17 protein-coding genes and 1 tRNA gene are annotated in these 24,554 nt (G+C 66.1%); 11 read left to right on the top strand and 7 right to left on the bottom strand.

The genetic code is table 11. The features are described from left to right. Positions 1-171 precede the first annotated feature (171 nt). Complete coding sequence (locus tag AC1Y2B_RS19120; protein ID WP_482254727.1) at positions 172-627, bottom strand: Lrp/AsnC family transcriptional regulator; 456 nt, start codon at positions 625-627, stop codon at positions 172-174. 129 nt (positions 628-756) lie between these two features. Here AC1Y2B_RS19120 and hppD point away from each other — a divergent pair, with 129 nt between their 5' ends. The 3 genes from hppD to AC1Y2B_RS19105 all read left to right on the top strand — a co-directional run bounded on the left by hppD (position 757) and on the right by AC1Y2B_RS19105 (position 5,467). After that, positions 757-1,848: a 4-hydroxyphenylpyruvate dioxygenase gene (hppD, locus tag AC1Y2B_RS19115; protein ID WP_482254716.1), complete on the top strand. Its 1,092-nt coding sequence runs from the start codon at positions 757-759 to the stop codon at positions 1,846-1,848. A 182-nt stretch (positions 1,849-2,030) separates the two neighbouring features. After that, positions 2,031-2,591 carry a DUF2585 domain-containing protein gene (locus tag AC1Y2B_RS19110; RefSeq protein WP_482254715.1) on the top strand — a complete coding sequence of 187 codons (561 nt, stop codon included), beginning with the start codon at positions 2,031-2,033 and terminating at the stop codon, positions 2,589-2,591. A 239-nt stretch (positions 2,592-2,830) separates the two neighbouring features. Then, positions 2,831-5,467, top strand: coding sequence for a PAS domain-containing protein (locus AC1Y2B_RS19105; protein WP_482254714.1), 2,637 nt, complete (start codon positions 2,831-2,833; stop codon positions 5,465-5,467). Between the two features lie 145 nt (positions 5,468-5,612). Here the strand turns inward: AC1Y2B_RS19105 and AC1Y2B_RS19100 are convergent, their stop codons facing one another. Further along, complete coding sequence (locus AC1Y2B_RS19100; protein ID WP_482254713.1) at positions 5,613-9,347, bottom strand: AAA family ATPase; 3,735 nt, start codon at positions 9,345-9,347, stop codon at positions 5,613-5,615. Between the two features lie 2 nt (positions 9,348-9,349). Next, positions 9,350-10,564, bottom strand: a complete 1,215-nt coding sequence (locus tag AC1Y2B_RS19095; RefSeq protein ID WP_482254712.1) for an exonuclease SbcCD subunit D — start codon at positions 10,562-10,564, stop codon at positions 9,350-9,352. Positions 10,565-10,879: 315 nt separating this feature from the next. Here AC1Y2B_RS19095 and AC1Y2B_RS19090 point away from each other — a divergent pair, with 315 nt between their 5' ends. After that, positions 10,880-11,359: a VOC family protein gene (locus tag AC1Y2B_RS19090; protein ID WP_482254711.1), complete on the top strand. Its 480-nt coding sequence runs from the start codon at positions 10,880-10,882 to the stop codon at positions 11,357-11,359. A 181-nt stretch (positions 11,360-11,540) separates the two neighbouring features. Here AC1Y2B_RS19090 and AC1Y2B_RS19085 read toward each other — a convergent pair whose 3' ends face one another. Both AC1Y2B_RS19085 and AC1Y2B_RS19080 read right to left on the bottom strand, forming a co-directional pair. Beyond that, entirely contained in the window at positions 11,541-14,666 is a 3,126-nt protein-coding gene (locus AC1Y2B_RS19085) for an efflux RND transporter permease subunit (RefSeq protein ID WP_482254710.1), read from the bottom strand. A 3-nt stretch (positions 14,667-14,669) separates the two neighbouring features. After that, positions 14,670-16,163 carry an efflux RND transporter periplasmic adaptor subunit gene (locus AC1Y2B_RS19080; protein WP_482254709.1) on the bottom strand — a complete coding sequence of 498 codons (1,494 nt, stop codon included), beginning with the start codon at positions 16,161-16,163 and terminating at the stop codon, positions 14,670-14,672. 560 nt (positions 16,164-16,723) lie between these two features. Here AC1Y2B_RS19080 and AC1Y2B_RS19075 point away from each other — a divergent pair. From AC1Y2B_RS19075 to AC1Y2B_RS19050, 6 genes are all read left to right on the top strand, one after another. Beyond that, positions 16,724-17,737 carry a hypothetical protein gene (locus tag AC1Y2B_RS19075; protein WP_482254708.1) on the top strand — a complete coding sequence of 338 codons (1,014 nt, stop codon included), beginning with the start codon at positions 16,724-16,726 and terminating at the stop codon, positions 17,735-17,737. A gap of 95 nt (positions 17,738-17,832) precedes the next feature. Next, entirely contained in the window at positions 17,833-18,216 is a 384-nt protein-coding gene (locus tag AC1Y2B_RS19070; RefSeq protein WP_482254707.1) for a hypothetical protein, read from the top strand. Positions 18,217-18,227: 11 nt separating this feature from the next. Then, complete coding sequence (locus tag AC1Y2B_RS19065) at positions 18,228-19,157, top strand: hypothetical protein (RefSeq protein ID WP_482254706.1); 930 nt, start codon at positions 18,228-18,230, stop codon at positions 19,155-19,157. Further along, the gene (locus AC1Y2B_RS19060; protein ID WP_482254705.1) at positions 19,157-19,969 is read left to right on the top strand and encodes a heavy metal-binding domain-containing protein; all 813 of its coding nucleotides are present in this window, start codon (positions 19,157-19,159) and stop codon (positions 19,967-19,969) included. Before AC1Y2B_RS19065 ends, AC1Y2B_RS19060 begins: the two co-directional genes overlap by 1 nt. 21 nt (positions 19,970-19,990) lie before the next feature. Then, entirely contained in the window at positions 19,991-20,731 is a 741-nt protein-coding gene (locus tag AC1Y2B_RS19055; protein ID WP_482254704.1) for a PspA/IM30 family protein, read from the top strand. A gap of 306 nt (positions 20,732-21,037) precedes the next feature. Further along, a complete protein-coding gene (locus tag AC1Y2B_RS19050) occupies positions 21,038-21,913 on the top strand; it encodes an ion transporter (RefSeq protein ID WP_482254703.1) in 876 nt (291 codons plus the stop codon). Between the two features lie 371 nt (positions 21,914-22,284). Here AC1Y2B_RS19050 and AC1Y2B_RS19045 read toward each other — a convergent pair whose 3' ends face one another. Next, positions 22,285-22,743, bottom strand: a complete 459-nt coding sequence (locus tag AC1Y2B_RS19045; RefSeq protein WP_482254702.1) for a hypothetical protein — start codon at positions 22,741-22,743, stop codon at positions 22,285-22,287. Between the two features lie 75 nt (positions 22,744-22,818). Then, a tRNA-Gln gene (locus AC1Y2B_RS19040) sits at positions 22,819-22,893 on the bottom strand. 111 nt (positions 22,894-23,004) lie between these two features. Between AC1Y2B_RS19040 and AC1Y2B_RS19035 the strand changes: the two genes are divergently transcribed. Further along, on the top strand, positions 23,005-24,189 hold the full coding sequence (locus AC1Y2B_RS19035; RefSeq protein WP_482254701.1) for a BaiN/RdsA family NAD(P)/FAD-dependent oxidoreductase: 1,185 nt from the start codon (positions 23,005-23,007) through the stop codon (positions 24,187-24,189). Positions 24,190-24,554 lie beyond the last annotated feature (365 nt).

The following is a 24,554-nucleotide window of genomic DNA, read 5'->3' as shown; positions in this document are numbered from 1 at the left end:
AGCAGGACCTTGGCGCGCAGGGCCAGGGTTGGGGCTGTGATCGATTGGGCCAAAGGCCCCCGGGGCGGCCGGGCGGGCCGGCTGACACGGGTTTGCGCTTTTTGCCGCAAGCTGGCTTTAACCTGCGGCAGCCCGGGGTCGGGCGGTGGCGGTTTGACGCAAGGTGGGACGTTACAGCGGCAGGCCGCTGTCTGGTTTCATCTGTTCCATCACGATCTGGCTTTGCACCCGCCCGACAGAGGGATGCGCCAGAAGCTGGTGCTGGATCAGACGGTTCAGCGCGGGCAGATCGGCGCACCAGACGCGCAGCAGATAATCCGCCTCGCCGGTCAGGGTCCAGGAGGCCACCACCTCGGGCAGGGTGGCGATCAAGCGGGTGAAGCTGCGGGCGGTGTCGGGGGCGTGCCGCGCCATCTGGACCTGCACGAAGGCCTGCACGGTCAGGCCCAGCCGGGTGGGGTCGAGGCGGGCGGCATAGCCCAGGATCAGACCCTCGGCCTCCAGCCTTTGGCGGCGGCGGGCGGCTTGGCTGGCCGAGAGGTTGAGCCTTTCCCCCAAATCCTGTGCCGTCAGGTCACCCTTGGCCTGCAGCGCGGCCAGAAGCTGCGAATCGATGGGATCAAGGATGCGAGACATGCGCGTGTTCTCCGGATTGCATGCGAGTATTACGCGAGGTTTCTGGCAAATCCAGCGCAGGATGCGACCTTTTGACGCCAGTTTGGCGGTATTCTGTAGTTGTCAGTCAAAGGAGCCTTCATGGGACCGTTTCCGCATTCCGCCCCGCGTGCCGTCATCAGTGCCGAGAACCCGGCCGGGACCGATGGGTTCGAGTTCGTCGAATTCGCCCATCCCGATCCGCAAAGCCTGCGCGATCTGTTCGCCCGCATGGGGTTCACGCGGACCGCCCATCACAAGACCAAGGCGGTGGAGCTGTGGCGGCAGGGCGACATCACCTATGTGCTGAACGATGAACCCGGCAGCCATGCCCGCGCTTTCGTCGACCTGCACGGGCCCTGTGCGCCGTCGATGGCGTGGCGGGTGGTCGATGCGGCGCAGGCCTTTGCCCATGCGGTGGCCTTGGGTGCCGTGCCCTTCGAAGGGGCGAAGGCGGTGGACTGGCCGGCGATTGTCGGCATTGGCGGGTCGCTGATCTATTTCACGGATGTCTACGGGCCGGGCGCCAACCCCTATGCGGAGTTTGACTTTGTGGCCGCGCCCAAGCCGGCCGGCGTCGGGTTCCACTACCTCGACCATCTGACGCACAATGTCCACAAGGGCAATATGGACACCTGGTTCGACTTCTATGAACGGCTGTTCGGCTTCCGGCAGATCCGCTTCTTCGACATCGAGGGCAAGTTTTCCGGGTTGCATTCGCGTGCCCTGACCTCGGCCTGCGGGCGGATCCGGATCCCGATCAACGAAGACCGGGGCGAGACCGGGCAGATTGTCGAATACCTCAAGCGCTACAAGGGCGAGGGCATCCAGCACATCGCGGTCGGGACGGATGACCTTTATGCTGCGACCGACGAGATCGCGGCGCGCGGGGTCAAGTTCATGCCCAAGCCGCCGATGGCCTATTACGCGCTGTCGCAGACCCGGGTGGCGGGCCACGCCGAACCCATCGACCGGCTGGCGCGGCACGGCATCCTGATCGACGGCGAAGGGGTGGTGAACGGTGGCGAGACGCGGATCCTGCTGCAGGTCTTCTCGCGCACGGTCGTCGGGCCGATCTTCTTTGAATTCATCCAGCGCAAGGGTGATGACGGCTTTGGCGAGGGCAATTTCCGCGCCCTGTTTGAAAGCATCGAGCAGGACCAGATCGAGCGCGGGGTGTTTGCCGCGCCGTAGCGGCGTCGCATGGGCGTCTGGCCGGTTGCCTTGCGCCGGGCGCCTTGGGCCGGGCGGGGGTGCCGGGCGGGGATCTGCCCCGGGCCCCGGCGTAATTGCGCAAGAAGCAAGGGCAAGACGGCAACGCACCCCGGGTGCAAAATGGGGTGGACGCCGGGTGCCTGCGGCGGTTTACTCCCGCAATGCGGTGGCTTCCTTACCTTCTGACCCTGTGCGTCCTGCTCTGCGCAGCTTTGGTCGAGTGGCTGAACGGGCGCGTCCTGATCTGCACCTGCGGCTATGTGAAGCTGTGGCACGGCGTCGTGTTCTCGTCCGAGACTTCGCAGCATCTGACCGACTGGTACACGCCCTCCCATATCCTGCACGGCATCCTGGCTTATGGCGCGCTGTGGCTGGTGGCGCGGCGCTTGAGCCTTGGATGGCGGCTCATGATCGCCATGCTGGCCGAGGCGGGGTGGGAGGTGCTGGAAAACTCCAGCTTTATCATCGAACGCTATCGTGCGGCGACGATCTCGCTGGATTACTTCGGGGATTCGGTGATCAATTCGGTCAGCGACATGCTGGCGATGGCCTTGGGCTTTGCGCTGGCCAGCCGCGTCCCGGTGTGGGTCAGCGCGGCGCTGATCCTCGGCTTCGAGGCGCTGACAACCTACATGATCCGCGACGGGTTGGCCCTGAACATCCTGATGCTGGTGCACCCGGTCGAGGCGGTGCGGCAGTGGCAGAGTGCCTTGGTGCAATAGGCCGGCTTTCCCTTCATTCAGGCTCAAATATCCCGGGGGGTGCGGGGGGCTTGCCCCCCGCTGCGCCGGCTCAGCCGCGCCGGCCCGGGGGCGTGCGGTTTGCGCAACGCATCACCGCAAATTCCATCCAACACACGCATTGCGGATTTGATTTTGCCCATGTTTCCCGCAAGGGTAGAGTAAAGCCGCGTTTGGTGTGCGAACCATGCCGGCCAGCACTGCAGCGGAGCGCGGGCGACGTGTCACGAACCTATCTGGCCTCGGATCTGCCGCTGCTTTTCGAACTGGAGCCCGCCTCGGGCATCTTGCAAAGCGCGCCCCATCCGGGGGCAGCTTCGGCCGAGCTGGCAGACCTTCTGGCCCTTGTGCATCCCGATGACCGGGCCGGCCTGCGCGAGGCGGTTGCGGCGGCGGACCGGCTGGCCCTGCCGCGCTTCCAGATTGAGGCGCGACTGGCGCGGCGGACCGGGCTGACGGTTCCGGTCTTGATCTTTGGCACATTGATCGAGCCGTCGACCTCTGCAACCGGTGCGGCGGCGCGGCGCTATCTGGTGGCCATCACCGACAATTCCTCGTTCGTCGAGGTGGTCGAGCGTTTCAATCTGGCGACGGCGGCGTCCAACGACGTGATCTTCCTGCTGGACTTTGACACCAATGAACATTGGTGGTCGCAGGCCTTTACCCGCATCTTTGGCCATCAGCCCTTTGCCACACCCGACGCGGTGGCGCGCTGGTTCGATCTGGTGCATCCCCATGACCTTGCCCGCATCCGCGCCAGCCATGCGGCGGCGCGGGGCGGCGGGGCCGACAGCTGGCAGGACGAATACCGTCTGCGTCGGGCCGATGGCAGCTATGCCCGCGTCATCGACCGGGCGCGCTTCTTCCGCCGTCCGGATGGCAGCGTGGCACGCTCGATCTCGTCGCTGACCGATGTCACCGAACTGCGCGAGATCACCGAGCTGTTCCGCCAGACCGCCGAGGCGGCGCAGGATGTGATCTACAGCCACGATCTGCAGGCGCGCACGTTGTGGCTGAACGAGGCGTTCAAAAGCCGCTATGGCCATGACCCGTCGGGGTTTGCCAATGCCCCGGAACGCTGGACGGATCTGGTGATTCCGGCCGATCGCCCGGGTTTCCTGCTGGTCTGCGAGCAGACGGTGCGCGGCAAGGCCACCCGGATGGAACTGCGCTACCGGTTGCGCGGGGCCAATGGTCAGGTCTGCTCGGTCATCGACCGGGCGCGGATCATCCGGGACGAGGCCGGGCGGGCGCAGCGCATCGTGGGCTCGATCATCGACGTGACGGCCCTGCGGGATGAAGAGGAGCGCCTGCGCGCCGTGGTCGAGGTCGCGGCCAATGCAGTTTACGAATATGACGTGGCGGCGGATACCTTCTTTTACTCGGAAGGCATGGAAAAGACCTTTGGCCACGACTGGCTGGGCCCGCAGCCTGCGATGGTTCTGTGGGTCGATCTGCTGCACCCCGAGGAACGCCCGCAGGTCGAGGCGGGATTTCTGAAATTCCTCGCCTCCACCGACCGCTATGCACGGCTCGAATACCGTTTCAAGCGCGCCAACGGCACTTGGGCGCGGGTGCGCGAACGGATGATCGCCCTGCGCGATGACACCGGCAAGCCGCTGCGCGTGATTGGCGGGATCGAGGATGTGACGGCCGAATATGACACGCAGGAACGCCTGCGCCAAAGCCAGAAACTGGAGGCGATCGGCAAGCTGACGGGCGGCGTGGCGCATGATTTCAACAACCTCTTGACCGTGATCATCGGCAGCGCAGGCCTGCTGGAGGGAGATCCGGGCCTGTCGCCCGATCACCGGGATCTGGCGCGCAACGTGGCCTTCGCCGCACGGCGCGGGGCGGAACTGACCTCGGGCCTGTTGTCCTTTGCCCGCCAGCAGCCGCTGGCCCCCGCCGCCCTCGACATGGTGGCGGTATTTGCCGAGATGGAGGGGCTGCTGCGCCGCACCCTGCCGGCCTATATCAAGCTTGATACTGTGCTGCCGCCCGATCTGTGGCTGGTCGAGGCCGATCCGACCCAGTTGAACACCGCGCTGTTGAACCTGTGCGTCAATGCCGCCGATGCCATGCCCGATGGCGGTCGGATCACGCTGGAAAGCCGGAACTGGGTGATTGACGAGGGCTATTCGATCAACGACCCCGAGGCCCGGCCCGGCGATTTCCTGCGGATCGACATCACCGACAGTGGGCAGGGCATGGCGCCCGAGGTGCAGAGCCGGGCCTTTGATCCGTTCTTCACCACCAAGCCCTTGGGCAAGGGGTCGGGGCTTGGGCTGTCGATGGTCTGGGGCTTTGCCAAGCAATCGGGCGGGCATGCCAAGATCTACTCCGAGCCGGGGATCGGCACCACGGTTACCATGTTCCTGCCGCGCAGCCGCAAGGGGGTGTGTCAGCCCGCGGTGGCCCCCTTGTCGGCTTTGGCGCAGGGGCAGGGCCAGCATGTGCTGGTGGTGGAAGATGATCCGATGCTGCGCCGCTTTGTCGTGGCGTTGGTGGAACGGCTGGGTTACCGGGTGTCACAGGCCGAAAACGGGGATCAGGCGCTGCGCATCCTGCGCGAGACGGATGACATCGACCTGCTGTTTTCCGATGTGGTGATGCCCGGCAACATGAGCGGCAAGGAACTGGCCGAGCAGGCTTTGCAGGAGTTCCCGGGACTTTTGCTGCTGTTCACCTCGGGCTATTCGGAAAACGCCATCATTCACAACGGGCGCCTGGACGAGGGCGTGCAGTTTCTGGCCAAGCCCTATCAATTGCGTGACCTGGGCGAGAAGCTGCGGGCGGTCTTTGCCACAAGGGCGGGGCGCGGCGCAAATCGTGCGGAACTGCGGCCTGACCTTTAGCGTTTGATCTGACCGCAGGGATCTTCTGCGAAAATCCTGACGCCGAATTTTCTGCGAATTTTCTGCGAAGGGTCCGCGAGCTACGTGTCGCACGGACTTGGTCTTGCAGGCTTTTCGCTGAGGATCCGGGATGGGGGAGGATGGCTTAGGCCGAACCCGGCCCCTCGATGTGGATCACGCTTTTGCCGCCGCCTTGCCGGCGCACGCGGACCTGAACCGGGATGCGGTCCTTCATCGCCTCGACATGGCTGATGACGCCGATCATCCGGCCCTGACTTTGCAGCGTGTCAAGCGCGTCAATCGCCACATCCAGACTTTCGGCATCGAGCGAGCCAAACCCCTCGTCGATGAAGAGCGTGGCTGCCAGACCGCCCTTGTCGCCCATCCGCGACAGGGCCAGCGCCAAGGCCAGCGACACAAGGAAACGCTCGCCGCCCGACAGGCTGCGGGTGGCGCGAGCTTCGGCCCCCATGTCAAGATCTTCGACCTGCAGGGCCAGATTTGCGGCGCGGCGCAGGCGGTAGCGGGGTTTTAGGTCGGCGAGGTGGTGGTTGGCGTGGTCCACCAGCTGGTCCAGCGTGATGGATTGCGCGATGCGGGCAAAAGCATCGCCGGATTTTGACCCGATGGCGGCGTTGACCGCGGCCCAGATGTCGAGCGTGGCCGTGGCGGCGTCGATCTGCGCCTGCAGGTCGGTCAGGCTGGTGCGGGTGGCGGCATCGCTGGCCAGTTGGGCGGTGATGGCCCCGATTGCCTCTTGCCGGCGCGATTGCGCGGCATCGAGGGTCTGGAGCGCCTGGGTCAGGTCTTGGGCGGGGCGGTCGGGCAGGCCTGCGGCCTCGGCTGCGGTCAGGTCGGCCTTGCGGGCGGCATGGGTAGAGGTGGCGGCCGTCACCGCATCTTCCAGCGCGCGCAAACGGTCGCGCAGGGCTTCCACCTCGACACGCGGCAGCGCGAAAAGGCTGGGAAGGGCTTCGGGGGCAAGTTCGGTGGCCGAGAGCGCATGCAGCAAACGGTCATGGGCTTCCTCGACCGCCGTCGCCGCCTGCGAGAGGGCGCGGGCGGCGCTGTCACGCGCTCCCAAGGCGAGGCTTTCGGCGGACAGGGCCAGCGACAGGGCGGCATCGGCTTCGGCCTTGGTGGTCTGGGCGGCAAGGCGGGATTGGTTGAAGCGGCTGCGGTGCGTCTCGGTCGGTTCGCCGCCCAGCAGCGGGGCCCGGCTTTCGGTCAGGGTCTGCAAGGCCGCGTCCCGGGTGGCTTGGGCCTGTTGGGCCTGCGTGGCAAGCTGGGCGGTGTCGGCCGCCTGCGCGTGCGCCGTGGCAAGCTGCGGGCGCAGGTCGGTCAGCGTTTGCAGCAGGGTGGCCTGCGCGGCGAGGGCTGCGGCATGGGCTGCGACCTTGGCCTGCAACCTTGCGCGCAGGGCGGTGGGCGCAGAGGTCAGCGCCGCGACGGGTTCGGCGGCGGCGGTCAGATGGGGGGCGAGTTCGGCGGCCAGCGCGGCGATGCGCTGGTCTGCCGTCTCGGCGGTTTGGCGGGAGAGGGCGGCGTCTTGCGCGAGACGGGCTTGCGTCTGGGTCAGGGATTGGCGGTCCGGCGCGCGGGTGTCGATGGCGGTGGTCAGGGCGCTGATCCGGCCGTCTGTGGCGTCTTTTTCAGCGCGCAGGCTGGCCATCGTGTCCAAGGCGCTGCGGGCGGCTGTCAGGGCGGTTTCGGTCAGGTCGCGGGCTTGGCTGAGGGGGGCGAGGTCCTGCGGCGCCTCGGGCAAGGCGGGGCAGAGCGGATTGGCGCGGGCGATCTGCAAGTCCTGCGCCCAGGTGGTCAGCGCGGTTGCGGCCCGTTCTGCCGCCGCGTTCTGCATCTGGCGGGCTTGCGTTGCCCGTGCTTCGGCCCCGGCGGCCTGACCTTTGGCGGCTGTCAGGGTGGCGGCGGCGGTCTGGGCGGCGGTGCGGGCCGCAAGAAGATCGGCGCGCAGGGTCGCGGCAAGGTGCGACAGGGCCGCGTCCGCGAGGGTCGGGTGTTCGGTGGCGCCGCAGACTGGACAAGGCTCGCCCGGGGTCAGGCGCAGGCGCAGCTGGCGGGCGTTTTCGGATGCGGCGAGGTTGGCCTGTTCGGCGGGTGCGGTCAGGGCGAGGGTCGCCGCCTCGGCCTTGGTGAGCGCGTCTTGCGCTTGGGCGCTGGTGGCCTGCGCGGCGTGCTGGGCGGCGGTGTCCTGCGCCAGATGCTGGGTGGCTGCGGCGTGTTGGGCCAAGGCTGTGGCATGGTCACGGGCCGTGCGGTCCAGTGTGGCAAGGCGGCTGGCAAGATCGGTCAGGTGGGTGAGACGGTCTTGCGGATGACGGGCCTCCAGCGCGGTGATCTGGGAGGTCAGGGTGGCAAGCTGCGCCAGCAGCTCTGCCCGTGCCGTACGGTCCTGCGCTTCGGCCCTGTCAAGCTGCGTCAGGGTCCGGGCGCTGTCTTGCAGGGCGCGGTTGAGGCTGGCGGCGTGATCCAGCGCCTTGCGGCGGGTCTGGCTGGCGCTGTCGTGGTCGGCCAGATCGCGGGCGATCTGTGGCCAACGTTCGGCCATTTGCGCCAGGGGGGCGAGGGCGGTGAGCGCGGCGGTGGCTTCGGTGAGGGCGGATTGGCTGGATTGTGCTTGTGCGCGCAGCTGGTTCGCGCGGGTCTGCGCGCCTTGCGCGACCGCAAGCGCTGTGCGGGTGGCGCTGGCTGCGGTGTCAGCCTCGGCCGCGGCGGTCTTGATCTGGGCGTCAAGGCGGGTCGCCTCGCTCCAGATCGGGCCAAGGGTCTTGAACTCGGTTTCCTTGGCGTCGTGGGCCAGGGTCGCCTCTGCCGTGCGGAGCTGTTCGGTCTGGGCCTTGGCGGCGGCGGCAGCAAGGGCGGTTTCGGTGGCGCCGAGGGCGGCTGCGGCCTTGATCTGGGCGGCTTCGGCCTGTCGCGTGGTCTCGAACGGCAGGCGCAGGGGTTCGGCGCTGTCAAGGGTGGCAAGGCGGCTGCGGTCGAAAGCGGCAGCGTCCCGGATGGTCTGGGCTTGGGTCAGGGCGGCCGCTGCCTCGCTGAGGCGGGCTTGCGCTTCGGCCCGCCTGGCGTGGCGGGCGAGGTCGGCTTCCAGCGCGAGGCGTTCGGTTCTGGTGCTGTCGATGGCGGTCAGATGGATCTGGCGATCGGCTTCCAGCGCAGCGATGGCCTCGGGCGACAAAAGGCGGTGGGCGTCGCGTTGCAGGGTCAGGGCGGTCTGGGCGGCCTGCGCCTCGGCGGTGCGGTCAAAGACGCGGGCAGAGATGGCGCGGTAAAGGCCGGTGCCGGTGACCTTCTCCAGCAAGGCGGCGCGGTCGTTGGTGTCGGCGCGCAGGAAAGCGTCGAAATCGCCTTGGGCCAGCAGCACGGTGCGGCGGAATTCGTCATAGGACAGGCCGGTGAGGCTTTGCACCTGTTCGGTGACCGCTGTCAGCTGGCTGGCCAGCACCTGACCATCGGACAGCCGGGCAATCTGGCGCGAGACACCCTGCAACCGCCCATCCACTTTGTCGCGGGCGCGGCGGGCCGACCAAGACGCCTCGTAGGACAGCCCGTCGATGGCCACGAAGCGGACCTTGGCCCAGCCTTGCGCTGCACCCCGGCGCAGGATGGCGCGGGGGTCGCGGGCCTTGATCGGCTCACCCGCGGCATCGGGGACCTCGTCTTGCGCCGAGCCCGACGACAGGCGCGGCGCATCGCCGTAAAGCGCAAGGCAGAGGGCGTCGAGGATCGAGGATTTGCCCGCGCCGGTCTCTCCGGTGATGGCGAAAAGGCCGGCCGAGCGCAGGGGTTCGGCGTCAAGGTCGATCAGGAAGGTATCGGCAAGGCTGGCGATGTTCTGGCCCGAGATGGAGAGGATGCGCATGATCAGATCTCGGCCAAAGTGTCGCGAAAGGCGGCGAGGTGGGCAGACTTCGGGGCAAAGCCATGGGCCGCCTCAAACGCTTGGGTGAACAGCGCCTCGGGCGTGGTTTCCGCCAGCGAGGGCGGTGGGGTGCTGGGCAAGGGGGCTATGGCGCGGTCGATGATCAGGGCGGCGACGCGAACCGGGTATTTGTCCAGCAGGGCCTCGGCCTCGGCTTTGAGCGGGCTGGCCGGGCGGTCGGCGGTGAGGGTGACATAGACGAAGGGTTGCAGATCGCGCGGGCAGCCGGGGTCAAGGTTCAGCGTGGCCAGAAGGCCGGGCAGGTCGGACAGCGGGATGGCGCCCTTGGCGGGCAGGCGCAGGTTCGGCACCAGACGCGGCAGCGCGATGTGGCGGTGCGACAGGGACGCACCGTCCGGGCCGTCGGTCAGCTCGATCAGGGTCACGCCGTGGTCATAGGGGATCTCGGAGGCGGACAAGGGGAAGGGCGAGCCGGAGTAGCGCACCCGTCCACCGTCCAGACTTTGCGGTTTGTGCAGGTGGCCCAGCGCCACATAGGCGATCGGGGCGGGATAGATGTCAGGCGGCACCGCATCCTCGCCGCCGATGCGGATCGGGCGTTCGGCGCCTTTGGATTCCTCGGCCCCGACGCAGGTCAGGTGACCCATGGCCAGCAGGGGCAGGCCTTGGGCGGCTGCCACGGCCGCCCGGGTCAGGGACGCGTGCAGCGCACGGACGGCGCCGACCACCGCGCCCTCGGGTCCGCCGGCGGCGTGCAGGGTCAGGCCGGGCAGGTCGGCGGCGCGCAGGAAGGGGATGGCCAGCACATGGGCCTTGACGCCGGTGGCATCGGCCAGCGGGATCAGATGGCGTGCCAGGTCCGACGACATCGCGCCCACGACATGGACACCCAGTTCGCGCAGCACCGCCTCGGGCGCTTCCAGCCGGGCGGCGGGGTCATGGTTGCCCGCGATCAGCACCACCGTCAGGCCGGGACGCAGCCGCACAAAGCGCGCCAATGCTGCGTAGAGCATCCGCTGCGCCTCGCCCGAGGGGTTGATGCCGTCGAAGACATCGCCCGCCACCAGCAGGGCATCGACCGCGTGGTCAACGATCAGGGTGGCCAGATGGTCAAGAAAGGCGCGATGTTCGGCATCGCGCGGGAAGCCCGCGAGGGTTTGGCCGATGTGCCAGTCAGCGGTGTGAAGAATGCGCATGGGAACCTTTGGGGAATCGCGGGCAGGGGCTTCTTCTTTGGGTATAGGCCCTTGAGGGCGACGGATAGGGTCACCCTTGGCGCGGCGGCGGGAATTGCCGTGACAACCGGGGCGATGCAGGTTTGGCGGATGGCAGGGCCTTGCCATGGCGGCGTTGCGCCGGCCGGCCGCCGCAGAGCCATGCCGGTGCGCCATCTTCGGCGCAGGGCTGTGTGTCAGATACGGGCCGTCTGCCGTCTTGTACGGATTTCGGCTAGAAGGGGCATCTGTCGCGCCGCCGCCGGGCGGTTGGAGAGAACAGCGAAAGGACATGCCATGGTCACGCCCAAAGCCACGATCTGCCTGTGGTTCGACAAGGACGCCGAAGCGGCGGCCCGTTTTTATGCCGCAACCTTTCCAAACAGCGCCGTGCAGGCGGTCCGGCGCGCCCCGGGCGATTACCCTGCGGGCAAGGCGGGGGATGTGTTGACGGTGGAGTTCACCGTGCTTGGCCTGCCCTGTCTGGGCCTGAACGGCGGGCCGATGGTCCGGCAAAGCGAGGCCTTCTCGTTCCAGATCGCCACCGAGGATCAGGCCGAAACCGACCGCTACTGGGAGGCGATCATCGGCAACGGCGGTCAGGCCAGCGACTGCGGCTGGTGCAAGGACAAATGGGGCCTGTCGTGGCAGATCACCCCGCGTGTCTTGACCGAGGCGTTGGCGGCAGGCGGGGCTGAGGCCAGCCGCGCCTTTGCCGCGATGATGACGATGGGCAAGATCGACGTGGCTGTGATCGAGGCGGCGCGGCGGGGTTAGGCCCGCGTCCTGCCGATCAGGCTCGGATTACCTGTGGCCAGGACGCCGCCCCCGGGGGGCGGATCGGCCGCAAATCGGCTGATCCCGCGCCTGCAATGACAGGCGTGACATCCCCGGAACGGCCGCAGCAAGGCGCAGTGTTTGATCCGGCGGGCGGCGTCGCCTTATCGCGGGTGACGGGTCATTCGGCGGGCTCTTCGGCCAGAACGGCAGCGGCGTGCAGCATTTCGCGGTCCAGTTCGACCTGTTCATGGGCGCGGGCTTTGCTGAGCGGGGCAAAGAGCAGATAGGTCGCGGGCGTCAGGAACATGGTCGAGATGGCGGCGAAGCCAAGTGCGCCCACGATGACCCAACCCAGCGCAATCCGCGCCTCGGCCCCCGGGCCTGCGGCGAAGACAAGGGGCAGGGCGCCCAGCACGGTGGCGATCTTGGTCATCATGATGGGGCGCAGGCGGGTCATGCTGGATTGCTCGATCGCCTCGCGTACAGAAAAGCCCTGATCACGCAGCTGGTTGGCGAATTCGACCACCAGGATCCCGTTCTTGGCCATGATGCCCACCAACAGCACCAGACCGATTTCGGAATAAACGTTCATCGATCCGCCGGTCAGCGCCAGGGCATAGACACCGCAGGCCAGACCGAAGGGCACGGTGACCATGATGATGGTGGCGCTGACGAAGCTTTCGAACTGTGCGGCCAGCACCAGCAGGATCACCAGCGCGGCAAAGCCAAAGGTGGTGGCCAGCCCGTTGGAGTTCTGGCCAATCGTCGCGGCCTCGGCCAAGGGGATGATCGACACCCCGGCGGGCAGTTGCGGCTGCAGGACCGCGCGGGCCTGCGCATAGGCATCGCCAATCGGGAAGCCGTCGGTCAGGCCCGCCGTGATGTCCACCGCCCGCTGCTGGCTTTCACGGTTGAGCGAGGGGGACGAGGCGCCCTCGGTCAGTGTCACCAGCGAGGCCATGGGCACAAAGCGGCCATCGCCTGCGCGCACGAAGATGTTCTGCAGGTCGGTCGGGTCATTGATCGGCTGGCTGGTGGATTGCAGATAGACCGGATAGGTCACGTCGTTCAGGTCGACGTTGCCCAGCGGCTTGCCGTCCAGCATGGCCTGCAGCGTGGTGCCAAGGCCGCTGACATCGACGCCCAACTGGTCGGCCCGGGTGCGGTCGATCTGCACCGTCACCTGCGCCTGCGTGGTGTCGTAGCTGGAACGCACCTGCCCAAACCGCGGATCGGCCGACAGGGTGTTCACCGCGATGTCCGAAGCTTTGGCCAGCGTGTCAAAACTGGTGCCGACCAGGGCGAACTGCAAGCCGTTGCCGCCACCGCGAATGCCAAGGCTGTTGGGCTGGATGGCAAAGGCGCGCACGCCGGGCACTTGCGCGATGGCCTTGCTGACATCGGCGGCAATGGCCTGCTGGTTGCGGCTGCGCTGGCTTTGCGGCACCAGCGAGATGGTGATGAAGCCCCGGTTGGTCGAGCCGCCAAATCCGGTGATCGAGAAGACATTGGCCACCTCGCCCCCGGCTTTCAGCGGGGCCAGCAGGTCCTCGATCTTGCCGATCTGGGCGTTGGTGTAATCCAGGCTGACGTTTTGCGGGGCCTGCACGATGACAAGGATGACGCTGCGGTCCTCGGGCGGGGTCAGTTCCTGTTTCAGCGTCGGGAAGATCAGCCAGGCCACGGCGGCAAAGATCGCCGCCGCCACCATGATGACGACCGGCGCCTGCAGGGCCCAGTGCAGCGTCTTGCCGTAAAGCCGGACAAGGGCGCCGCCCAGACGGGCGATCAGGCCGTGGTCCAGCGTCGCCTCGCGCCGCAGGGCGCGGGCCGCCATCATCGGCGAGAGGGACAGCGCCACCACGGTCGAGACCATGACGGCAATCGCCAGCGTCATGCCGAATTCGCGAAACAGGCTGCCGACCTGACCGGGCAGGAAAGAGATCGGGATGAACACCGCCGACAGCGTGACCGAGGTGGCCAGAACGGCGAAATACACCTCTTGCGTGCCCGCCACCGCTGCCGCCCGGGCGCCCATGCCGGTCCGCCGCAAGCGCACGATGTTTTCCAGCACCACGATGGCGTCATCGACCACCAGACCGGTGGCCAGCACCAAGGCCAGCAGGGTCAGGATGTTGACCGAAAACCCCGCCGCGTACATGCCGGCCAGGGCCCCTGACAAGGCGATGGGCATCGAGATCGCCGGGATCAGCGTGGCACGCCAGTCGCGCAGGAACAGAAAGATGATCGCCGTCACCACCGCCACTGAAATGGCCATCGAACGCAGCACCTCGGCCACGGCGCCCGAGATGAAGACCGCGTCGTCCGAACTGACGGCGATCGACACGCCGGCGGGCAGGGTCTGCTTGAGATCATCCAGCACGCGGTGGATCCCGCGCGAGATGTCGATGGTGTTGGATTGTGCCTGCCCGATGATGCCAAGGCCGACGCCGGTCTTGCCCTGTGCCCGGATCTTGGTGCCGCCCGGGTTGGGCGCCAGAAAGACGGTCGCCACATCGGACAGCGCCACGCCCTTGTGCACGGACAGGTTCAGGACCTGATCCAGCGTCACGACCTTGGCCGTGGCCCGCACGATGATGTTCTGGTTTGTCGCGTTCAGCGTGCCCGCCGGGCTGTCATAAGACACATTGGCCAGCGCCTTGGTCACATCGGCCAGCGTCAACCCTCGGGCGGCGATTGCGGCGGGGTTGATGTCCACCGTCAGGATCTGCGCCGCATCGCCATACATCTGGATATCGGCCACCCCGTCGACCGAGCGCAGGCGGTCGATCACGGTGGCGTTGATCAGGTCGGTCAGTGGCCCGATCGCCATGGAGTCCGAGGTGACGGCCAGCTGCATAATGGCTTGGGCGTTGCTGTCGGCCTTGACGACCACCGGATCCTTGGCATCCGTGGGCAGGTTGCCACGGACCCGCGACACCGCATCGCGTGCGTCCGACGCGGCGACGTTGAGGTCGGTGGCGGCGGAAAACTCCACCGTGGTCTTGCTTTGGCCATAGCGCGAGGTCGAGGATACTCCGGTGACGCCCGAAACGCGGGCCACAGCGCCCTCGATGATGGCGGTGATGTCGGAATCCACCGTATCGGCCGAGGCGCCGGGGAAGTCGGTCGAGATGGTCAGGACCGGACGGCTGACGTTGGGCAGTTGCTGAACCTGAAGGCCCAAGAGCGCCGCCATGCCCGCGACAAAGATGATGGCGTTGATCACGAAGGCCAGAACCGGCCGCTTGACGAACAACGCCGCCAGTGCCGCACCTTGTTGCATCGGGGCCCGCTCTGCCATGGTTCAGTTCCCTGCCGTGGGGGCGTCAGTCGTCTGATGCTTGTGCTTGTGGGTGCCTTGGCCTGCCGTGCCGTCGCCGGCCTGCGTGCCGTCGGCCGGGGGTGCCGCGCCTTGCGCATCGGTCTGGGCCGCGCCGGGCTGCGGTGTGGCGGCCTGCGCTGCACCGGGTGTCGCGGCTGCGGTCTGGCTGGCATCCGCCGGGGCTTGCGTGCCGCCGGTCTGGCCATTTGCGGCTTGTGCGGCGGGCGGGGCGCCGAAGATCTGCACGTCGGCGCCGTCCTTCAAGCCGTCCAATCCTTCGGTCACGATGGCATCGCCTTCCTTGAGGTCGCCCGCCACCAACACCGTTTCGGTGTTGCGCTGCACGACACGGACCGGAACCTTGCTGACCTTGTTCTCCGTCACCCGCCAGACATAGGCGCCCGATGATCCCCACTGCACGCTGAGCGGGTTGACCGTCACATAGCTGTCGCCGGCAAAACCCATCGTGACGGTGAAGGACATGCCGGGCCGCAGGCTGCCGTCGGTGTTGGGGACCTGGGCCTGGACCTGAAAGGTGCCGCTTGCCGGGTCGATCTGGTTGTCGACCGTGCTGATCTTGGCGCCAAGCGTCACATCGGGGCGCGACACCGGTACCAAAGTGGCCGCATCACCGACTTTGATCTGCCCGGCCAGCCGCTCGGGCAGCCAGAAGTTGATGACAAGGGCCGAGGAATCCTCGATCGTCACGATCTGGGTCTGCGGCGTTACCGCATTGCCGACCGACACCTTCACGATCCCCAGAACGCCCGCGATCGGGGCCGAGATCACACGGTCTGCCAGATCCTGATCTGCCACCCGCACCGCAAGATCGGCCAGATTGGCCGCCAGTTCCACTGCCTGCGTCTGATTGGCCGGCGCGGCATTGCTTTGGACCAGCAGCTTGTTGTGCTCGACCGAGCGGTGGGCGTCGTCGGCGGCAAGGATCGCCTTTTCATGGGCGATCTGCTGGGTGTTGGAATCCAGCCGCGCAATCACCTGTCCCGCCGTCACCAGCGCACCCGAGGCGACATCGACCTCGGTCAGGGTGCCGTTGGCCTTGGGCAGCACCGTTACGGCCTGCAGGGCCGCTCCGGTGCCAAGGGCGGTGATCTTGTCATTGATGATGGCGGTTCCAGCCGGTTGCAGCACGACGGTCGCCTTGCGGCCCTGACCGCGATTGCCCGATTTCGCGCCCGGGCCCGAGGCATCCGCTGTGGCGCCGGGCGCTGCCCCGCTGCCGCCGCCGGATGCTGCGCCGCCCTTGCCTGCCGACGCCGCCGCATCGCCCTTGCCCGCCCCGGCCGGGGCCGCCGCATCGCCGGGGGCTGTCGATGCCGTCAGACCCAGAAGCCGCATCGGGGCGCCCAGACCGTGGCTGGCCAGAAACCCCGCCGCCACCGGAGAAAGCTCTGCCGCAAGCACTACGGCGAACACCGCCACCACGACGGACAGAACAAGTTGCTTCCAGATGGCCACGCTGTCAGTCTCCTGCCGGGGTCGGGGTCTGCCACCCCGTTTCCGCCCTGTTGTTTGCCTGCGCGGCAGGAAGGTCAATTGATGGAAAAGTCGCGGCCAACAATTTTTCGTGCTTTGCGCCCGCACGATGGCGCGGACAGGCGGCAAGTCGTTTCAATGGCCGGGTCAGGCGGTGCGGCCTAGACGGAATCAGGGTGCCGGCGCTGACCTTGTTCCCGGGTGCAATCGGGTGGTCAGCCTTGACCATCGATTGTCAGAAATGCAGCGGTCTGGAGCTGCGACCTGAAGGGCGTTTTATGCGTCTGGCCGGGGCTGCGGGGCATGGCATTGCTTTTTAAGGTCATGACTTGAAATCATTCTTCTTGCCTGTCTTCCGCCCGCTCTGCGACACATGGCGCAAACTGCGGGGCTGGCTTTTGAGGCCACACTGGCGCGAGATCGGGGCTGGGATCCGGGCAAGGTCCGGCCACGAGGTAACGGGCGGACGGCATGGCCAAATCCCTTGCCCGGGCCCCCGCTTGCTGGCTAAACCGGCAAAGGCAGACCGGGCGGAGGGGCGATTGAAACTGATCTTGCATGCCGGGATGCACAAGACGGGCTCCAGCTCAATTCAGCAGGCGATCTTCACGGCGCAAAGCCCGGTGTTTCGCGGCGTCACGTGGCGCGACGCAAAGGTGTCGAACCTGTTCGTGCTGCTGTTCGAAGACAATCCGGCGGACTCGGGCTGGTTCCGCCTGCAGGGGATCGGGCCGCAGGATATCCCCCGGCTGCGGGCCGAGGCCCTGCTGACGCTGGACGAGGATATCCGCCGCGCGGCGGGGCAGGGGCAAAGCCTGGTCTTCTCGGCCGAGCGGATTGCCACCGCCCCGGATGCGGCCTTGGTGCGGATGCAGACCCATTTTGCCGCGCGCGGGGTCGAGGTGCAGGTGTACGGCTATGTCCGCCCGCCGGTGCCCTATGTGACCCGCATGTTCCAGCAATCGGTCAAGACCGGGCTGTCGGCCTTCAAGCTGCCCTGGCCCCGCTATCAGCGTACATTCGGGCGGCTGGACCGGCTGTTTGGCGCACAGGCTGTCCGGCTGAGGGTCTATCGCAAGGATCGGCTGACCGCGCAGGATGCCGTGGTGGATTTCTTCGACTGGGCGGGCCTTGGCCGGGCACCCGTGATGCCCCTGGCCGAGAACGCCAGTCTTTCGGCGGCGGCGACGGCCTGCCTGTTCGCGCTGCGTCAGGCCCTTGCGGCGGGGGCCGATCCGGAACCGGATCGGGTGCAAAGCCTTATGCGCTCGATCCGGGCGTTCAAATCCGGCGGGTTTGCGCTGGATGCGGGGCTTTTGCGCACCATGATCGCCCGCCATGCCGGGGATCTGGACTGGATCGACCGCAGGCTGGGTCAGACACTGCACGCCGAAGCGGATTTCGCATCCTCTGCATCGCAAGAGGTCTTTGGCTCGGCCGAGGAGCTGATCGCCTTTGCACTGGCCCATGTCGCGACCTGCGGCAGGGCGCTGAGCGCGCCGGACAGGGCCAGCTTCCTGCAGGCGGTCTTGGGGCGGCTGGATCAACAGCATTGACTTGCGCCCGGTTCCGGGGACAGACTTGACAGCAATTGGTTCGGCGCAACAGCGCAATTTCGGGTCGCCGCAGCAGCGTAATTCTGGGTGTCGCTTTGGCCTTCAGTCTGGATTCCTTTGACATCGACGCAGCCGTTCTGCGCAAGTCGGAGTCTGACCTGAATGAATTCCTGTCCGTGCTGGCCACCAAATTGGAAGATGCCTTGCCAGACCGCGTCACCGTGCGCCGCCGGCGTATTGCACTGCTGTCCTCGCGCACCCGGGTGACCGAGATTTCGCTGCGCACCGCCGATGCGGTCTATGCGGTGGCCCTGTCCAGCGGCAACATCCGGATGACGCGGGCCAAGCTGGTGCGGGATGTGGTGATCTCCACCGCAAGCGTACCGCCTGCGCAATGGCTGGCCGAGGTGCGTCAGCAGGTCAGTGTCATGTCGGGCCAAGCCGGGGATGCCGGCGACGCCCTGTCCAGTCTGTTGTAGGGGGAACGGCGATGTCCTGGTTCACGCGCTTGACAGGACAGTCGTCAGGACAGGAAGAGGCCGCTCAGGCGGCGGTCAAGGCCCGCTTGCAGGCTTGGGAGGCCGCGCTGCAGCGCAATCAGGTGCCTGCCTTTGTCGAAGAGCGTCTGACCAAGGCCACCACGGGCGCCGTCCCCTGGATGGCCAGCATGAGCGCTGCGGAACTGCTGCTGGCGCGAAGCCACGGCGTAAGACCCATCGCCACCGTCACCGGCACGTGCTGGTATCATTATGGCCGCAGCTGGACCGAGGGCCATGCTGCGGGTTGGCGCGAGGCGCAAAGTCGGCTGGTGGCCGAAGCCTTGGCCGCCAAGGCCAATGCCGTGGTCGATGTCCGGATGCGCACCATCTCGCATCGCTTGGGCGACAGCATGGATTTCACCCTGATCGGCACGGCGGTCAAGGTCGAGGGCCTGCCGCCCTCCACGATACCGCTTGTCGTCACCACCCCGGCGCTGGAGTTCGTGCGGCTTCTGGAAATGGGCATCGTGCCGGTGGGCCTTGCCATCGGGGCTCAATTCGACACGATACAGGGCTATTACGACGGCATGCCGCTGACCAACTTCGGCAATGCCGAACGGCAGGAGTTGAGCCGTTTCTGGAACCGTGTGCGTCGCTTGGCCCATGCCGAGTTGCGCGCAGATGCGCAGCGGCAGGGCGGCGGCGTGCTGGCCCACACCCAGTTCGGCCAGTTGCTTAAGTTCGAGCGGGACAAGCAGCCGCCGCTTTATCTGGGCCGGCACATCGTGATGGGCACCGTGGTCGATGCGCCGCGCGGCGCCGAAATTCCCCACGAGATCAGGATGGTCATCGACATGTGCGAAGACCCCTCCCCGCTGTCCGGGGCCTATGAAACGCGGCACGCGACTTATGGCGACAATGAACAGGAAGGACCGATTTGATGCCGACCTCAGACCCCATTCCGCAGCACGCCCTTGACCGCCTGAAAGGCCTGCGCAGCGCTGGCAATCCGCAGGGCGTCTTCACCTCGGACTTTTCGGTCAATGAATTCCTTCTGGTCCGCAAGGCCGGGTTCGAACCGATCGGCCTGTGCGTCGGGTCCTGCATCTACCACATCGGGATGCAATTTTCGGGCTGGTCAACCAACGAGGAGATGACCGTGCTGTCGCAGGCCATGTATCAGGCCCGCGAACTGGCGATGGACCGCATGCGGACCGAGGCGAAGGACATGGGGGCCGACGGCGTCGTTGGGGTCCGGCTGACCGTCAAGCGGATGGAATGGGACAGCAAGGTGCTGGAATTCGTGGCCATCGGCACCGGCATCGTGCATTCGGCTGGCCACGCCGGCTTCAAGGGGCCACAGGGCCAGCCCTTCACCTCGGACCTGTCGGGGCAGGATTTCTGGACGCTGCTGCAATCGGGCTATCGCCCGCTGGAGATGGTGATGGGCAGTTGCGTCTATCATGTCGCCCATCAGGGCATGTTCAAGACGATGGGCAATTCCGGCAAGAACGTCGAACTGACCAACTTCTCGCAGGCGCTCTACGATGCCCGCGAAATCGCGATGGAGCGGATGCAGCATGAGGCGGCGACGGCCGGGGCCGAGGGCATCGTCGGTGTCGATCTGCACGAGGGCAGCCACAACTGGGCGCCCCATATCATCGAATTCTTCGCCATTGGCACCGCTGTCGTCCCGATCTCGGGCGCCACCGGGCTGCCTGACCCGCAACTGGTGCTGTCGGTCAACACCTGACCCGACCTGAAAGGACCAAACATGAGCATTCTGGACCGTATCGCCGCGCTGTTTCAGGCCAAGACCAACTCTTTGCTGAACGCGCTGGAAGACCCGAACCAAACCCTCGACCTGTCCTATGAAAAGATGCTGTCGGGTCTGCAGGATACCAAGCGCCATCTGGCCGATGTGGTGGCCCAGCAGAAATCGCTGGAACGTCAGATCGCCAACACCGACCGCGAGGTGGCCGAGGCCGAGGCGGACGCCGCCACCGCCGTTCAGGCCAGCCGCGATGATCTGGCGCGGGCGGCGCTGGTGCACCGCCGCCGGGCGCTGGACACCAGGGCCACGCTGGCCTCGGCCCGTGACGCGATCCTGCCCGAGATCGACAAGCTGGCCCGCTACATGCAGCAACTGGAAGACCGCATCGACCGCTTCCGCACCCAGAAAGAGACGATGAAGGCCAGCTATTCGGCGGCTCAGGCGCAGGTCAAGGTGGCCGAGGCCCTGACCGGCACCAGCGGGACGCTGGGGGCCGTCGGTTCAGCCTATCAGCGGGCCGAGGACAAGATGCTGGGCATGCGTGACAAGGCCAACGCGATGGACGGGCTGATCGAAACCGGCTTGCTGAGCGACCCGCTGGACAAGCGCGATCCCGCACAACGCGAGATCAGCCAGATCCGCGACAGCCACGCGATCGAAGATGAGCTGGCGCTGCTCAAGTCGCGGCTGATCGCGTCCGAACCTGCGCCGGCCAGCCTGCCGGCCCCGGAAAAGGAATAGGGCAAACACACAGGATCCGCGGCGGTTGCAGCCGGGCTTCGGTGCGGATCGAGGCGGCATATCGGCGCGGTCGAAGTGATTTATCGAACGAGTGAATTGGACATCTTTAGAGGTAGCCTCCGGCAAAAACCTCGAAAGATCAATTGCAAGTCAAGTCTTCGCGAGATTTGAGGATTCGGCCCTGAAGTATCGGAAGAGAGGCTTGTGCCGTTCTCTTTCGCGTGACAATAGGCGCTTAGGAGAGATCCAAACGCGACGGATATCCTGAAAAGAAGATTACAGCGCCAGGACAAAGGTGCGGGACCAATGGGCAAAGCCGATACAATTTCTGAGACCAGCGTCATTCGACGTATCTTCACGGATCCACATTATCCCGGCTACCGATATTGGCACACCATCGTCATGGTGTTCATCATCGGGTCGTGCCTGAGCCTCGCCCTGGAAAGTGTTCAGGACCTTGCAGATCGCTATGCGGTGGCTTTTGGCTGGTCGGAGTGGACCACGGTGGCCTTTTTTACCGTTGATGCCGTCGCCAATATGTATTTCAGCCCCAAGCCATTCCGGTACCTGTTTTCTTTTTGGGGCATGATCGACGTCATCTCGGTGGCGCCGTCCTATCTGATGCTGTTGAACCTGACGGCGGTCCGCACGACCAAGATGATCCGCCTGCTGCGCGTGGCCCGGGCGCTGCGCGTCTTGAAGCTGGCGCGATCCGCAGCCGACGATGCGGCGGGCGCGGAAGAGGACCATCAGAACCCGATTCTAGCCAACCTCAAGATCTACATGATCATTTTCTTTGCAGTGTTCATGATCTCATCGACCTCGATGTATTATGTCGAGGGGGCGCTGTATTCGGAAGACGCCATCAATGAGGGGCAGGCTGCGCTGGATGCCGCAACGCCGGTTGGATATGCGCCGCAGGTCTTTGTCCCGACGGACCCGATTTCGGGCAATGCCATCACCGAGGACAAACGATTCTTCACCTCGATCCCGGCGGCGATGTGGTGGTGCATGGTGACGATGACGACCACCGGCTATGGCGACATGTATCCGGTGACGGTTGGCGGGCGGATGGTGGCGTGTTTCACGATGCTGTGCGGGCTGATCCTGTTCGCCATCCTGTTGAACATCATCAACAAGACGATGATGGTGCTGTTCTTCGGCGACAAGCTGCCGGACTGAAGGCAAGAGGTGGCAAGGGCTGCCAACCGGAACCTGCCTGCGGGACCACGAAACAACCCGGTCCACACGACAACGCCACGAACCCAACGACCGCGGATGCGACCACGGCAGGATGACTGCCAGCTTTGCCAACAGGCCAGCACGCAGTGCGCAGGTCGGATCAGGGCGATGGCTGTTGGCAGGCGACCTCGGCGGATGATGACGATCCCCGCGCCCGCGCGCAGGTTCGGACCGTCAACGGCGCTGGCGATGCGCGCAACGATCCCATCAACCGCCCTGGCGGCAAAGACGGGCGGACCGGTGGCATGGGTTCGCGGGCCTTACCCGTGCCGTCACCCGGTTTCCGGCCTGACAGGCCAACTGGCGAGCCGTCAGAACAACAGCTTGTAGGTGTTGCCAAGGCTGTCGGTCACCGTGCCGGTGCCGCTGTTGGTGCCGGAACCGGTGATGAAATGACCCTGTACGCGGGTGCCATCTGTGCAGATGGCATAGATTTCGCCCGAATTCACGCCGCCGACATCTGCCGTGGAATTGCCAACCTTGGCGCCCGGGCCCCGCAGCGACAGCGACAGGCCGCGTTCATGGCTGATCACCTTGGGGGCCACCGAGGTCCAGGTGCCTTTGCAGCGCAGCCGATCCGGCGGCGGCAGGCGGAACGCAATATCCGCCGACGTGTCGGTGCGGTGGCTCATCGAGATCGAGATGGACTGCGAAGGATCGTTGGCCGCAATCGGCCCTGCGACCGGGTAAAGCCGCAGATCGGTCGACCGACCCCCACAGGCCGCAAGGCACGCCACAAGGCAAAGGCAGGTCAGATCACGCAGTTTCACGGAATGCACACCCTTGGTTTCGGGGCCTGCGCCGCGCCGTTTGGCGCGACGTGGCAGAAGATCCTTAAAGGTAGTTGGCTGGGGCGCTAGGATTCGAACCTAGGTATGGCGGTACCAAAAACCGCTGCCTTACCGCTTGGCGACGCCCCAACTGAGGCGGGTTCTAGCGGGTGCTTTCGGGGGCTGCAAGGGGGGTGCGACGGATTTTGTTGCAAAAAATCTGGATGTTGAACGGGGCGGTTTTGAGGGCTAACAGAAGCCATGGAACACTATGATGTCGTAATACTTGGGGCTGGCGCTGCCGGCATGATGGCTGCCATCGAGGCTGGCCGCCGCGGCCGGCGGGTGCTGGTCATCGATCATGCCAAGGCGGCGGGCGAAAAGATTCGCATCTCGGGCGGGGGGCGGTGCAACTTCACCAACCTTGGTCTGGGGGTGGAACGCTTTGTCTCAAGGAACCCGCGATTCGCACTTTCGGCGCTGAAGCGCTTTACGGCGCAGGATTTTCTGGCGCGCGTCGAGGCCGCGGGGATTGCCTGGCATGAGCGGACGCTGGGGCAGTTGTTCTGCGATGGCTCCGCCAAGGAAATCGTCGCCATGCTGCTGGCCGACATGGGGCGGGCCCGGGTGGCGCTGTGGCTCGACTGCTCGCTGGGCGAGGTGCGGCGCGAGGCTGCTGGCTTTGTGGTGGGGACCGAGCGGGGGCCGGTGCAGGCTGCCAAGGTGATCGTGGCGACAGGGGGCAAGTCGATCCCCAAGATGGGGGCAACCGGTTTTGGCTACAAGCTGGCGGAAGGCTTCGGCTTGCCGCTGGTGGAAACCCGGCCGGCGCTGGTGCCCCTGACCTTTGCCGAGCAGGAACTGACCTGGATGGCTCCCTTGGCAGGGGTCTCGTTGCCCGTACGGGCGCAGGCGGCGCAGGGGCCGGGGTTTGACGAGGCGGTGCTCTTCACCCATCGCGGGTTGTCAGGGCCATCGGTGCTGCAGATCTCCAGCTATTGGCGCGAGGGGCAGGCCGTGAAGCTGGCGCTGTGCCCGGGCGTGGATCTGGCGGCGGCCTTTCGCAAGGCCAAGCAGGCCAATGGCCGGCAGGTTCTGCGAACCGTTTTGGCCGGGCTGGTGCCGGAACGGCTGGCCAAGGTGCTGGCGGTGCAACTGGGGCAGGAGGAGACCCTGCTGGCCAATCTGCCCGGGGCGGAGCTGGAGCGGGTCGCCCGGCACCTGCAGGGCTGGACCCTGACCCCGGTGGGCTCGGAAGGGTACCGGACGGCGGAGGTCACCTTGGGAGGCGTCGATACCGACGCTTTGGACGCCCGCACGATGGAGGCCAAGGCGGTGCCGGGCCTGTATTTCGTCGGCGAGGTGGTCGATGTCACCGGTTGGCTGGGCGGGTACAATTTCCAATGGGCCTGGTCCTCGGGCTGGGCGGCGGGGCAGGCGGTGTGACAGAAGGGGGGATTGCACGCGTGAAATCTGTCCTAAGCCTAAATTATCAAACGATATTCGAGAATTCATTAACCTTTGAGTAATCGTGCCATGGTCGGCTGCCCGCCGGATCGGTCCCCTGCCCAGGTCAAATAGCGCGCGTGCCGCGCATTGCTTTTATCTCGCCTCTGGCGGAAGTATTTGGGCAAAGAGCAAATGCAGCAGACCGGTCTTGGGCGTATCCATCCGGTGAAGGCCGTCGGGGCTCAGGCTTGGCGCTCGCGCTCCATAGCGATCATCTCGAGAAGGTTTTCCACGCCGAACGGAGTGAAGGCGAGCACCTCGACCTCGGCGATGCCGTAGACCCATATTATGCCGTCTTCGGG

The sequence above is a fragment of the Stagnihabitans sp. genome (assembly GCF_964946895.1).
The sequence above is the reverse complement of the archived record's forward strand: the minus strand, read 5'-3'. Positions and strand labels throughout refer to the sequence as shown.